Origin of the sequence: Bradyrhizobium sp. 186, from assembly GCF_023101685.1 — a bacterium.
Classification (GTDB): Bacteria; Pseudomonadota; Alphaproteobacteria; order Rhizobiales; family Xanthobacteraceae; genus Bradyrhizobium.
In genome coordinates this window covers 5050165-5063242 of record NZ_CP082164.1, presented here as the reverse complement: position 1 = coordinate 5063242, position 13078 = coordinate 5050165, and the positions used below count along the sequence as shown (strand labels likewise).

13 protein-coding genes are annotated in these 13078 nt (G+C 64.0%); 6 read left to right on the top strand and 7 right to left on the bottom strand.

The window, feature by feature from the left end:
• Nucleotides 1-16 precede the first annotated feature (16 nt).
• Nucleotides 17-1537, bottom strand: coding sequence for a caspase family protein (locus IVB18_RS24175; protein ID WP_247991409.1), 1521 nt, complete (start codon nt 1535-1537; stop codon nt 17-19).
• 206 nt (nt 1538-1743) lie between these two features.
• Here IVB18_RS24175 and IVB18_RS24170 point away from each other — a divergent pair, with 206 nt between their 5' ends.
• From IVB18_RS24170 to IVB18_RS24160, 3 genes are all read left to right on the top strand, one after another.
• A complete protein-coding gene (locus tag IVB18_RS24170) occupies nt 1744-2706 on the top strand; it encodes a helix-turn-helix transcriptional regulator (protein ID WP_247991408.1) in 963 nt (320 codons plus the stop codon).
• A 270-nt stretch (nt 2707-2976) separates the two neighbouring features.
• Nucleotides 2977-4524, top strand: coding sequence for a DEAD/DEAH box helicase (locus IVB18_RS24165; RefSeq protein WP_247991407.1), 1548 nt, complete (start codon nt 2977-2979; stop codon nt 4522-4524).
• 111 nt (nt 4525-4635) lie between these two features.
• The gene (locus IVB18_RS24160; RefSeq protein ID WP_247991406.1) at nt 4636-5703 is read left to right on the top strand and encodes a GGDEF domain-containing protein; all 1068 of its coding nucleotides are present in this window, start codon (nt 4636-4638) and stop codon (nt 5701-5703) included.
• A gap of 138 nt (nt 5704-5841) precedes the next feature.
• Here the strand turns inward: IVB18_RS24160 and IVB18_RS24155 are convergent, their stop codons facing one another.
• A complete protein-coding gene (locus tag IVB18_RS24155; RefSeq protein ID WP_247991405.1) occupies nt 5842-6243 on the bottom strand; it encodes a hypothetical protein in 402 nt (133 codons plus the stop codon).
• Between the two features lie 77 nt (nt 6244-6320).
• On the opposite strand from IVB18_RS24155, the gene IVB18_RS24150 reads away from it, so the two are divergent.
• From IVB18_RS24150 to fabA, 3 genes are all read left to right on the top strand, one after another.
• Nucleotides 6321-6764 (top strand): helix-turn-helix domain-containing protein, encoded by a 444-nt coding sequence (locus tag IVB18_RS24150; protein ID WP_247991404.1) that lies wholly within the window; start codon nt 6321-6323, stop codon nt 6762-6764.
• Nucleotides 6765-7066: 302 nt separating this feature from the next.
• Nucleotides 7067-8398, top strand: a complete 1332-nt coding sequence (locus IVB18_RS24145) for an IS110 family transposase (protein WP_247987517.1) — start codon at nt 7067-7069, stop codon at nt 8396-8398.
• 237 nt (nt 8399-8635) lie between these two features.
• Nucleotides 8636-9172, top strand: coding sequence for a bifunctional 3-hydroxydecanoyl-ACP dehydratase/trans-2-decenoyl-ACP isomerase (gene fabA, locus IVB18_RS24140; RefSeq protein ID WP_247991403.1), 537 nt, complete (start codon nt 8636-8638; stop codon nt 9170-9172).
• Here the strand turns inward: fabA and IVB18_RS24135 are convergent.
• From IVB18_RS24135 to sufD, 5 genes are all read right to left on the bottom strand, one after another.
• Entirely contained in the window at nt 9169-9621 is a 453-nt protein-coding gene (locus IVB18_RS24135; protein ID WP_247991402.1) for a TfoX/Sxy family protein, read from the bottom strand. The genes fabA and IVB18_RS24135 overlap by 4 nt on opposite strands.
• A gap of 60 nt (nt 9622-9681) precedes the next feature.
• Entirely contained in the window at nt 9682-10092 is a 411-nt protein-coding gene (locus IVB18_RS24130) for an iron-sulfur cluster assembly accessory protein (protein WP_247991401.1), read from the bottom strand.
• 64 nt (nt 10093-10156) lie between these two features.
• Nucleotides 10157-10528: an SUF system Fe-S cluster assembly protein gene (locus IVB18_RS24125; RefSeq protein ID WP_247991400.1), complete on the bottom strand. Its 372-nt coding sequence runs from the start codon at nt 10526-10528 to the stop codon at nt 10157-10159.
• A complete protein-coding gene (locus IVB18_RS24120; protein ID WP_247991399.1) occupies nt 10525-11772 on the bottom strand; it encodes a cysteine desulfurase in 1248 nt (415 codons plus the stop codon). Before IVB18_RS24120 ends, IVB18_RS24125 begins: the two co-directional genes overlap by 4 nt.
• Nucleotides 11769-13073, bottom strand: a complete 1305-nt coding sequence (sufD, locus tag IVB18_RS24115) for a Fe-S cluster assembly protein SufD (RefSeq protein ID WP_247991398.1) — start codon at nt 13071-13073, stop codon at nt 11769-11771. The genes IVB18_RS24120 and sufD overlap by 4 nt, the downstream gene beginning before the upstream one ends.
• Between the last annotated feature and the right edge of the window lie 5 nt (nt 13074-13078).

Genomic DNA, 13078 nt, shown 5'->3' with positions numbered 1-13078 from the left:
CCGCGACGCAGACCGCTTAGTTGTTGCTGCGGTTCGCGGTGCGGAAACTCTTGATCTCCGACAGGCTGCCGTCGCGATAGGTCAATTCCACCGAGATGAACTGCGTTGCCGGTGCGAGCTTCATGTAGAGCGGCATGCCCGCGCTGATCGCGCTAGGATCGCGCATGTCGCAATTGGGCATCTTCAGCACCTGGTTGGGGACGGCCGTGTCGATGCCGATGCGCACCTCGCGGATGGCGCAGCGGTACGAGACGAGGTGCGTGTAGTAGACCAGCAGCCCGTTGAACTCGCGGAATGACAGCCAGCTCGTGGCGGTCATGTCGAGGATCTTGCGCTGATCGCGGACCAGCGCTGCCTCGGGATCGAACCTGATCGGGAACGGGCCCTGCATGTCGCCGGATTGATCAACATAGCGAACTTCGATCGTGCCGGCCGCAGCGTCCGGCGGCAGCTCGATCGATGGGTTCGGCATCCGCTTGCGCGTGCGCGGATCGAGCGTATCGATGAAACCGGTCTCGCGGAAATCACCGCCGCCCGCCATCCGCCAGGAAATTCCGAGCGTCGGATCAGCGAAGGAGAACACCACGCTCCAGCCGCCATTGTGCCGCGAGAAGCTCGCGATCGGCGCATTGGTGGTCTCCTCCTTCGGCACGCGCGGCACCGAGACCGGCGGCAGCGCCGCGACCTTTTGCGGCGGCGGATCGGCCGGGCGGGCTGCGGCCAGCGCATCCTTGGCGATGCCGCTGAGGAAGACGTCGTCGACCATCTGATCGAAATAGACCGGCACCTGCCGGTGCTTGACGGTGTCGGCCATCTCGCTGACGAGACGGCGGGTGCGCTGTGCCACCTGCACCAGGTTCTCGCCGGGCTGGAGCAGCTCCTTGGCGAAGGTGCGCGTGAACACCGAATTGGGATTGGCGTCGTCGTTGGACAGGCGATCAAGCGCGGTCTGGCGCGGACCTGCCGAGAACACCGAGAACACGCCTTCGGGCAGTTGCACCATTGGCGCAAGCCCGCCGCCACCGGCCACCGCGCGGGTGCCAGAGCGTTCGAACGGGTTGTTGCGGCAGGCGTCGAACACCAGGATCGAGGTCCGCGCCTTCTTGTTCTGGAGCCGCTCGACGATACGGTCGGCCAGAATCGAAGCATCGCGCACCAGCTCTTCCTGGCCTTCCGTCGCAGCCGGCACATCGGTCGGCAGCAGATAGTTCTGGCCGGCGATCTCGAAGCCATGGCCCGCGTAGAAGAAGAACGCGGTATCGCCGGGCTCGATCGCCCTGTCGAAGGCGAGCAGCGTCTCGGAGAATTGCTGCCGGCTCTGGTTTTCGGCAACCATCACGGAGAAGCCGAGCTGCTTCAGCGTATCGCCCATGGTGCGGGCGTCGTTGACGGCCTTGAGCAGCTTCGGAACGTTCTTGTAGTCGTTGTTGCCGACGACGAGCGCGACTCGCTTTTCGGCGTGTGCGGGACCCGTGAAGCCGCTCAGGCCCGCCGCAAGGCCAAGGGCCGCCAGAATTCTGAAAAGCCGACGCGTCATCGAAAAATTCCCGTTGCAGTTTCGGCTTCCCGCCGGTGCCCTTCGAACAGCTCTTGGGCGACCTTCGGCCGTTGTTGTCATAGTCGGTCGAGCCGCAGCTGCGGTTCAACCGGCCCTGGCCGCCGGTTCCATCGTCTAGCCTATGGCAGGATCAGCCGGAATCTGCTTTTTCTTAGGCACCATTCCGTTCGGGACGAGGGGCTACCGTGTTTCACTGGTGCACCGACGAGGTCGAGCCGCACGACCGCTTCGACTTTTGGCGCGAGGTGCGTTCCAAGGGACTGTTCGGGGTCACCGCGGAGCTCGAGCGCGAACGGCGCGCGGATTTTTTCGGCGAGTTCTCGCTGCGCCAGCTCGGCGGCGCCGGTCTCGTCGAGCTGAAGGCTTCGCATTACACGGTCGAGCGCAGCACGGCTGATATTGCCCGCGCGCCGGGCGACGCCATTTGCGTCTACCAGCAGCTTGGGGATGGCGGCTGGTTCGGGGGCCTGCGCGGCGGCGACTTCGCGATTACCAATGGCAGCTTCGCCACCAGCCATACCGACCTGCCCTATCGCACCGCGCCGCTGGGCACGGCGGGATTCCACCTGCGGATCCTGAAGATCCCGGTGAGCGGCCTGTCCACGCAGGACAAGCGCATTCGCGAGCTCGCGCCCAAGACATTTAACGACCACGCCTTGGCGCCCCTGCTCGGCGCCTGCTTTGCCGGCCTCGGCGAGACCGCCGCGGACGACGGCGGGTCCGATGCCGCCTCCCTCGTGCAGGCATTGGCCCATCTGGCGCTGATCGAGCGCGGCATCGTGCGGCCCGGCAGCCGGCTCGGACAGGCCGCGCTGCGGACCGCGCGCCTGTCGCTGGCGCGGCGCCTGATCGCGCGCCACCTGCAAAACCAGGGTCTGGCGCCGGCGATGGTGGCGGACCTGATCGGCGTCTCCGTGCGCCATCTGCACATGCTGTTCGAAACGACCGAGAAGAGCTTCTCGCAGACCGTAACCGACGAACGCCTGAAACAGAGCCGCCGCCTGATGCGCGAGGCGCCTGAGCGGCTGATCGCGGATATCGCGACTTCCTGCGGCTTCGAAAGCCTGGCGACCTATTACCGGGTGTTCAACGCCGCCTATGGCATGGCGCCCGGCGATTTCCGGGCCCAGCCGTCGGAAACGGGCTAGGGCGCAGGGGGCCGAAAAGCCGAGCTACGCCCGCTATTTGGGCAAAAACCAAGGGTTTTTAGGGCCTTCCCGCGGCTGCTCCATTGACTTTGGCCGATTCCCGCCTATGTTCCGGGACGACGCGGCTCAGATCGAAGAGCGATTCCTGAGCCTGGCGCTTTGTTCGCGTGAGTCAGCACCCCCAGCTTCTTTGAGAGCGCGCCGTTTTGGGGTGGAACGCGACAGCCTTTTTACCCTCGATTCCGAACGGCGGTTTCGACCAGAGGCTCAATGTCCTTTAGCAATCTCGGACTATCCGAAAAAGTCCTCGCCGCAGTGGCGGCCACCGGTTACACCACCCCCACCCCGATTCAGGAACAGGCGATCCCCCACGTCCTTGCACGCAAGGATGTGCTCGGCATCGCCCAGACCGGCACCGGCAAGACCGCGGCCTTTGTGCTGCCGATGCTCACCATTCTCGAAAAGGGTCGCGCCCGGGCACGCATGCCGCGCACCCTGATCCTGGAGCCGACCCGCGAGCTCGCGGCACAGGTCAAGGAGAACTTCGACCGTTACGGCGCTGGCCAAAAGCTTAACGTCGCGCTCCTGATCGGCGGCGTTTCGTTCGGCGACCAGGACGCCAAGCTGACGCGCGGCGTCGACGTCCTGATCGCAACCCCGGGCCGGCTGCTCGACCATACCGAGCGCGGCGGCCTCCTGCTCACCGGCGTCGAATTGCTCGTCATCGACGAAGCGGACCGCATGCTGGACATGGGCTTCATTCCCGACATCGAGCGCGTCTGCAAGCTTGTCCCGTTCACGCGGCAGACCCTGTTCTTCACCGCGACCATGCCGCCGGAGATCCGGCGCATCACCGAGACCTTCCTGCATAATCCGCAGAAGGTCGAGGTTTCCAAGCCCGCCACCACCGCCGTCACGGTCACGCAGTGTCAGGTCCCGGCCGGGCGCGAGGCGCATGAGAAGCGCGAATTGCTGCGACGCCTGCTGCGCGAAGCCAAGGATCTCAAGAACGCGATCATCTTCTGCAATCGCAAGCGCGAGGTCGCCGTCGTTCACAAATCGCTGCAGAAGCACGGGTTCAGCGTTGGCGCCCTGCACGGCGACATGGACCAGTCGGCCCGCACGGCGGCGCTCGAACAGTTCCGCAAGGGCGAGCTGCCGCTGCTGGTCGCCTCCGACGTTGCCGCCCGCGGCCTCGACATCCCTGAGGTCAGCCACGTCTTCAATTTCGACGTCCCCCACCATCCCGACGATTACGTCCATCGCGTCGGCCGCACCGGCCGCGCAGGCCGGTCCGGCATGGCGATCTCGCTCGTGACGCCGCTCGACCAGAAGTCGATGGTGGCGATCGAAAAGCTGATCGGCCAGAGCATTCCCCGCGCCGAGGGCGACTACGAGGTGAACGCGAGCACGGCCGAACAGAGCGAGCGCCCGCGCGAGTCGCGTGGACGGGAACGCGAACGCTCCCGCGGCGGACGCGGTAAATCGCGTCGCGGCCACGAGCCGCGTGGCGACGCACCACAGCCCTCCGAGGCAAGGCCCTCGTCCGACGCCAGCCCTGCGGCCGAAGCGCGGCCCGCACGTGAGGCAAGGCCCGCACGCGAAGCAAGACCACCGCGCGAAGCAAGGCCTCCCCGCGAAGCGCGGCAATCCTCCGAGCCACGCGGTGGATCACGCCAACAGGCCGATCCATCCCATGTGCCCTCAATCGGCCGCCCCGAGCCGCGCCGCCAGCGCGAAGTCGACACCGAGCCCGGCGATCACTCGCATCTTCCCGCGTTCCTGCTGCGGCCCGTGCGCTCGCCTGCGGGCGCCTAAACGCTCCAGCGAACGGCCGTTTACCGGCCGTTCACGATCATCCGTTAGCCTACGAACATAATTTAAGCATTGCAGCGATCGGCGGCGCACCGTCGCCGTGGGGAATGTTCAGTGGTCAACGTGCTCGATGAACACGAACGCACGATCGCGTTCGCCGAGGTGGCACTCGGTCAGATCCGCTCGCTCAAGCAAACCGCAATTCCCCGCAATTACGAGATCTGGTACGTCTACGCCACCGGCTACAACGCCCCGCTCAACAAGATCATCAACGAGACGCTGGCGCGTAGCGGCCGGCTGACCGAAGCCGATCTCGAGCAGATCTACGAGACCTATCTCTCCCACATCAAGACCACCGACCGCATCGACAAGGTCGGCGCGCGCGTCATCGGCGAGATCGACGACGTGATGAAGGTTTTGAGCGACGCACTCGGCATGACCGGCTCCTACGACGCCAGCCTGTCGGGCGCGACCGCAAAGCTGTCCTCGGCCAAGAGCCGCGAGCAGATCAAGGCGATCGTCGAGACGCTGGTGCACTCCACCGGCGAGATGCGCGAGACCAACAAAACGCTCGAAGACCGGCTGACGCTGTCGAAGAGCGAGATCAGCAACCTCCAGCAGAGCCTCGAGGCGATCCGGGCCGAGAGCCTGACCGATCCGCTCACAGGCCTGGGAAATCGCAAATATTTCGACCGTATGATCGGCATGGCCGTGCAGAGCGCGCTCGCCAGCGGCGAGCCGCTGTCGCTCCTGCTGTTCGACATCGACCACTTCAAGTCGTTCAACGATTCCTACGGTCATCTCACCGGCGACCAGGTGCTGCGCTTGGTCGGCCTGTCCATGAAGCAGACCATCAAGGGCCAGGACATCACAGCGCGCTATGGCGGCGAGGAGTTCGCCGTCCTGTTGCCCAACACCGCGTTGCGCCAGGCGCTCACCGTTGGCGATCACATCCGCCGTGCCGTGATGGCGAAGGAATTGAAGAAGAAATCGACCGGCGAAATTCTCGGCCGCGTCACCATCTCCGTCGGCGTCTCCATGCTCAAGCAGGGCGATGACACCGATGCGCTGATCGAGCGCGCCGACGCCTGCCTCTACGCCGCCAAGCGCAACGGCCGTAACCGCGTGATCTGCGAAGTCGATCCGGAATACGCGATCGAGACGCACAACCGGGTGGCGTGAGAACTCTCCTCGCATGCAGTGCCTTGGTGGTGACGCGCGCTGGCGCCCGTAACTCGCCACCAATCAGTTTTTAATTGAAACCTCGAGTGTCCAGGATAGCCATGCCGGTATTCTCGGCCAGAGACTTTGCTGCGTGCCTCAGGTCTGGCTGAGGAATGCCGAGATCAGGTGATTGACGGTCTCCGGAGCATCCTCCAGGCAGTAATGCCCCACACCCGCAAGTCGATGGACAGGCGCTCCAGGGAAAAGCGCCCTGAAGAGCGGCAGGAAATGCGCAGCCTGAAGCGTACGGTCCGCATCACCCCAGATCGCCAGTGCAGGTTTGCGGCGGACGGCGCGGTCTGCTGCCGGATCGGGCGCTTCGAACCAGTGTGCACCGGTCGCAAAACCTTTCGCCCATCCGATCGCGCCGAGGCACGCGGCTGGAGTAGCAAAAGGCGCGCCGTAGGCAGCGAGCCAGCTGTCTGTGATGATCGCGTTGTTCTCAAAGCCGTTAAGCTTCAACGTGCTCAGAATGTTGAATCCGAGCTGCCCGAGCACCGCTTCGAGACCGCCGTCGAGCGAGGCGGATCGTTGGATGTGGACCGCGGGGACGTATGGAGCTGTGACCGGTCAAAATGGCCAAGAGAATTAGTCACCAGGATTCGCTCTGCGGCGTCGCGCGGCCCTTGGACGCGATAGGTGACTGGTGGTCGCTCCTGATCGTCCGCGATGCCTTCGACGGCTTGCGCCGGTTCGGGGAGTTTCAGAAGAGCCTTGGTCTTGCCAAGAACATTCTTTCGGCTCGGCTGCGAAATTTGGTGGCGCACGGCATCATGGACACCGTCCCTGCATCAGAAGGCAGGCCCTATCAGGAGTATGTGCTGACCGAGAAGGGCCGCGGACTTTTTCTGGTCCTGGTGGCACTCAGGCAATGGGGCGAAGACTTCTTCTTCGCGCCTGAAGAGGCACACGTGCTGTTGGTCGACAAGAAATCCAGCCTTCCGGTGCGCAGGCTGGAGCTGCGTGCGCAGGACGGACGCATTCTCGGCCCCACCGACATTGTCGTGCGGGGCTCCTGAGGAGACCGACGAGGAACGGCGCTTCGCGCCTCCTCACCATGAGCCCCCAGCTCCGAAACCGGCGCTGCACACGGACCATGAACACGGTATCGTGGCTGCGGGGTTCCGCCTGGAGCAGTGTGGCCGCATGATCCTCTGGTGCACTTGGTTGCCCGGCCATGAGGTTGGCTCCGATCGCTGGCGATTGCACATTTTGGCGAGCATTGCGCTTCCCGTTGGAGAGGTTTGCAATCTCAAAGCGCGGTTGGGCTCTTGGCGGGGCTTCGCACCAGAATGGACAGCAGAAGGACATGAGGGCTTGAATGAGTGAATTGGCGGTGCTGGATCCGCGTGCAGCCTTTGTTGATGTCGGCAGTGAGAAAATGCATGTGTCGATCGCGGGTGGGCCACCCGCGCTGTTCGGCACGGTGACCTCGCAGCTGCATGCGCTGCGCGACTATTTGGCCGAACATCAGGTGCGCTCAGTCGCGATGGAAGCGACCGGGGTCTATTGGTTGCCGCTCTATGGGGTTCTGGAAGCTGCGGGCATGGAGGTGGTGATGGTCGATGGCCGCCAAACGCGCAATCTTCCGGGGCGCAAGACCGACATGAAAGACTGCCAGTGGGGCGCCACGCTGCATGCGCATGGCTTGCTGCGGGCGGGCTTTGTTCCCCCGGCCAATATCCGCCGTCTGCAGGACTATCTGCGCCTTCGCGGGGACCACATCGCGGCGGCCGCCGGACATGTCCAGCACATGCAAAAAGCGCTGGAGCGGATGAATATCAAACTGCACGAAGTCATCAGCTCTCTGACCGGGGCGAGCGGTCTGACCGTGATCCGCGCCATCCTCGCCGGTGAACGCGATCCGCAGGTCCTGTTGGGTCTATGCGATATTCGAATCCGCAACGTCAAAGCTGAGCGCGTCGTCGAATCGCTGCGCGGCGACTGGGCCGAAGAACATTTGTTCGCCCTCGCGCAGGCCGTTCAAAGCTGGGACCATTATCAAGGCCTCATCGCCGCCTGCGATCGCCAGATTGCGGTCGTCCTTCGCCAGATGCCGGACGCGAAGGTGCCGCCACCGGCCGCTTCGACAAAGACAGGAAAACCGCGCACGCGGCCGGGCGTCAATGCGCCGGATATCGCGGATCTGCGGGAGATCCTCGCACAGATCTGTGGCGCCAAGGATTTGACGACGCTGCCCGCCCATAGCGAGTACAGCGTTTTGCAGCTCATCGGTGAAGTTGGCACGGATCTGACCAAGTGGCGGACTGAAAAGCACTTCACCTCGTGGTTGGGGCTTGCTCCCGGAAGCGCTCAAAGCGGCAAACGCAAGGCTTCGGTCAAACGGCGCCGCAACCGAGCCGGCCAGATCTTTTGTGTGATGGCCCGTGCCTTGGCCCGCAGCAAATACGTCGCGCTCGGCGGCTTTTACCGGCGCATGGCGGCACGGCGCGGCGGCTTGGTGGCGAACAAGGCCCTCGCGCGAAAACTAGCCACACTCTTCTGGCGCGTGATGGTCAAAGGCCTCGACTTCGTCGAGACAGGTGTGGCTCAATACGAGGCGAGGGTATTGGAAACCAAGCACCGCATTCTGCACCGACTGGCTCGCCAGCTCGGCCAGCAAATCGTCCCCAATCCAGCCGCCGTCGTCTGACAGCGTGTTCATGGAGAGGGTATTGGAAACCAAGCACCGCATTCTGCACCGACTGGCTCGCCAGCTCGGCCAGCAAATCGTCCCCAATCCAGCCGCCGTCGTCTGACAGCGTGTTCATGGAGAGGCTCGTGCATTGCACGTCACGCAGCGGCGCTTGACATTCTCAGGGACGACCGACATCTGGATCTGCGTCGCCACCGTACTGCGCCTGACCACTAGCATATAGGTCCTGTCGCCTTGCCCAACCCACATGATTTTCACGACCCACAATCGTCCTACTCGAAGGACGACCTGCTGAGATCGAGCGAAGGCGGCTATTTCGGCCCGGGCAACGCGCAATTGCCGGCACCGCCGATGCTCATGATGGACCGCATCACTGAGATCAGCCTGGACGGGGGCGAGTTTGGCAAGGGCCACATCGTCGGCGAGCTGGACATCGCGCCGGGGCACTGGTTCTTCGATTGCCACTTTTGCGGCGATGCCATGATGCCGGCATCTCTCGGGCTGGACGCCATGTGGCAGATGATCGGCTATTGGCTCGGCTGGTCGGGCTCGCCGGGCAAGGGCCGCGCCATCGGCGTCGGCGAGGTGGAGTTCACGGGCTCCGTCACACCGGACACACGATGCGTGCGCTACGAGGTCGCCATGCGCCAAGTGAGGCGCGGCAGGCTGGTTCTGGGATTTGCTGACGGGCGCGTACTTGCTGACGGCATCTGCGTTTACATGGCCAAAGATATGAGGGTTGGCCTGACAAAGGCCGCGGACGGAGCCTAGTCCCCTCGCCTGGCGTGCTTCCGAATCGGGCTCTTCTTGCTCACCTTCTTCTTCGGCGCTTTCGCAGGTATGGTAGCCTTCTTCGTCGGCTTGCTCGCCACCTTCTTCGACGTCTTCTTCGGCCGTTTCTTCACCTTGGCACGCTGGGCCGCGGCGAGCGCCGTCCTCGCCCATTGCGCAAGCTCCTCGGATTCGTCGAACAGGCGCGCGGGCAATTGCCAGTAGGAGTTCACCGTGACCGTCTTGGCGCGGGTCTGGTACTGGAACGGCTTTGAGCCTTCGGCCTCGTAGTCTGGGATCGTGTGCTCGTCGGCGCGAAAGAACAGGCCAGCGCGCAAGGCCAACGCGAAATTAGTGCCGTTGGCGGAGATGCCGTAGCCGGAGAACATTTTTCGGATGGTGACGGGGCCGAAATCGGCGAACAGGTCGATCAGGAATTCGCGGTCCATAGCCCACATGCCTCCCCATGGTCGTCCTGGCGAAAGCCAGGACGACAGCAGTGAGTTGGCCTACCCGTCGATCTTGGCCGGCCGCAGCTCGACCGATTCGCCGCAGCCGCAGGCGGAGATCTGGTTGGGATTGTTGAAGACGAACTGGGCCTGCATCTTGTCGGCCTTGTAGTCCATCTCGGTGCCGAGCAGGAACAGCACGGCCTTGGGATCGATCAGGATCTTGACGCCCTTGTCCTCGACGACCTCGTCGGTCGGGCGGATATCATGGGCGTATTCGACCGTATAGGACTGGCCGGCGCAGCCGCCGTTCTTCACGCCGACACGCAGGCCCACGATCTCGGAATCGGCGCGCCGGGTCAGTTCGCTGATGCGCTGGGCAGCGGCATCCGTCAGTCGCATCACCTGCGGGCGCGGCCGCCGCGGCTTGGGTGTGGATGCTGGTGTCGAGCCTGACGATATTTGGGTCATGTCAGTAATGTGGTCCGTTGCGGAGCGAATTCAATGCCAATTCTGCAAAGCCAGTGCGTCAACGTTACCACATGTTAAGCACGAGGCGGGCCTCGTCGCTCATGCGTTCCGGCGACCAGGGCGGCTCCCAGATGACCTTGACGTCGACCACGCCGACGCCGGGGACGCTGGCGACCGCGTTCTCGACCATGGTCGGCAGCTCGCCGGCGGCCGGGCAATTCGGCGTCGTCAATGTCATCTGCACGTCGACGGAACGGTCGTCCTTGATCTCGACCTTGTAGATCAGGCCGAGCTCGTAGATGTCGGCCGGAATTTCCGGGTCGAACACGGTCTTGAGCCCGGCGATGATCTCGGTGGTGAGACGCTCGGTCTCCTCCGGCGGCAGCGCCGACTGGGTTTCCATCGGATTGGCTTTGACTTCGGCCGTGTCACTCATGCGAACAAATCCCGCGCCTTCAAAAGCGCCTGAACCAGATGATCGACTTCTTCCCGCGTATTATACATGCCGAACGACGCCCGGCATGTGGCGGTCACGTTGAACCGCTCTAAAAGCGGCATCACGCAATGGGTGCCGGCGCGCACCGCGATGCCCTGGCGGTCGATCACGGTGGCGACATCGTGGGCATGCGCGCCCTTGAGCTCGAAGGAGATCACCGGGCCCTTGCCGCGGGCGGTGCCGATCAGCCGCAGCGAGTTGATCTCGCGCAGGCGGTCCTGGGCGTATGTGACGAGATCGTGCTCGTGCGCGGCGATACGCTCCTTGCCGATCGAATTGACGTAGTCGATGGCGGCGCCGATGCCGACCGCCTCGACGATTGCCGGCGTGCCCGCCTCGAACTTGTGCGGGGGATCGCCATAGGTGACCACATCGCGCGAGACCTCGCGGATCATCTCGCCGCCGCCATTGTAGGGGCGCATCGCGACGAGGTGGTCGTACTTGGCCCAGAGCACGCCGATGCCGGTGGGACCATAGACCTTGTGGCCGGTGAAGACGTAGAAGTCGCAGCCGATGTCCTGGACGTCAATCGGCAGATGCACCGCGCCCTGGCTGCCGTCGACCAGCACAGGAATGCCGCGGGCGTGAGCGATCTTCACGACATCCTTGACCGGCACGATAGTGCCGAGCGCATTCGACATCTGCGTGATCGCGACCAGCTTGGTCTTCGCGGTCAAGAGCTTCTCGAACTCGTCGATGAGGAAGTTGCCCTCGTCGTCGACCGGCGCCCATTTGATCACGGCGCCATGGCGTTCCCGCAAGAAGTGCCATGGCACGATGTTGGAGTGATGCTCCATGATCGAGATGACGATCTCATCGCCGGCTTTGATGTTCGGTTCGCCCCAGGACGAGGCGACGAGGTTGATCGCCTCCGTCGCGTTGCGGGTGAAGATCACTTCCTCGGTGCGGGGGGCATTGATAAACTGCGCCACCTTGGTGCGGCCGCCCTCATAGGCTTCGGTCGCGGCGTTAGCGAGATAATGCAGGCCGCGATGCACGTTGGCGTATTCGGACGTGTAGGCCTGCGTCATGCGGTCGAGCACCGACTGCGGCTTCTGCGCCGAGGCCGCGTTGTCGAGATAGACCAGCGGCTTGCCGTAGACCTGCATGGCCAGCGCCGGAAAATCCTGGCGCACGCGCGCGACGTCGTAGGAGCCGTTAGAAACCGCCGGATGCGTGCTCATGACCGCCGCTCCAGCCAGCGCTCGGCAATGCCGATCACGTGTTCACGCAAGTCATCATCGGCGATCTGCTCGATTGCCTCGCCGACGAAGGCCTGGATCAGCAGTGCCTGGGCCTGCTTCTCCGGCAGGCCGCGCGCCTTCAGATAGAACAACAGGTTGTCGTCGAGCGCGCCGGCGGTGGCGCCGTGGCCGCAGGAGACGTCGTCGGCAAAGATCTCGAGCTCGGGCTTGTTGTCGGCTTCCGCTTCGTCGGAGAGCAGTAGCGCGCGAATCATCATCTTGCCATCGGTCTTCTGCGCGTCGGGACGAACGATGATGCGGCCCTGGAACACCGAATGGGCGCGATCGTCGATCACCGCGCGGAATATCTCGCGGCTGACGCAGTTCGGCACGGCATGGTCGACGACCAGCGTGGTGTCGCCATGCTCGGTCTTCTGCAAGAGGTTTACGCCATTGATCGAGAGCTCGCTGCCCTCGCCTGCAAACGTGATGAAGCCCTGGAGCCGGCTGACGGCGGCGCCGGTTGTCATATTGAAGAAGTTAACCTTGGTGTTGGCGCCGACGGTGACGAATTGCGAAGTGATGTTCACCGCGTCAGGCGCATCGTCCATCAGGCGGATGTGCGCGACATCGGCGTTATCGCCGACCGTCACAAGCACGGCGTCGTTGACCTGGTAGGACTTGGCACCGGCCGACACAAAACTCTCGATGATCGTGGCGCGAACACCCTTCCCGATCGCGACCTGCGAGCGGGTGAAGGCCGACGCCGAGGCCGCGGTCGCGACATGAATGATCTGGATCGGCGCCGACAGCTGCGAGCCGTCGGCAATCGACAGCACGACGCCGTCGGTCGCCATCGCCGCGTTCAGCGAGATCACGGCATCAGTGGCCGCCGTCTTCAGAAGCCCGGCATCCTTCTCCAGCGTCGCCCGCAACGTCTTGAAGCCCACCTCGGAGGCGAGCGCCTTCCCGTCGGAGAGATCAGCCGCGAACACGCCATCGACCAGCACCAGCTTGCGGGCGCCCTCGATCGCATTTGCCTTCACAGCTTCTGCCGCGCGCGACAGCGCGGCCGCATCTGGCGCAGCGACCAGCGGCAGCACCTCGCCGACCAGCGCGCGCAGGTCGGTGTATTTCCATTCCTCGATCCGGCGGTGCGGCAGGCCGAGACGCTCGTAGGTCTCGAACGCCTCGCGGCGTACCGCGATCACCCCCGGCGAACCCGGCAGCCGGCCTTCGGCGCTGGCGAACAGATCGCTCACCGCGCGGCCATTCCCGGTCTTTGCCACAGCAACGTTCATCACAA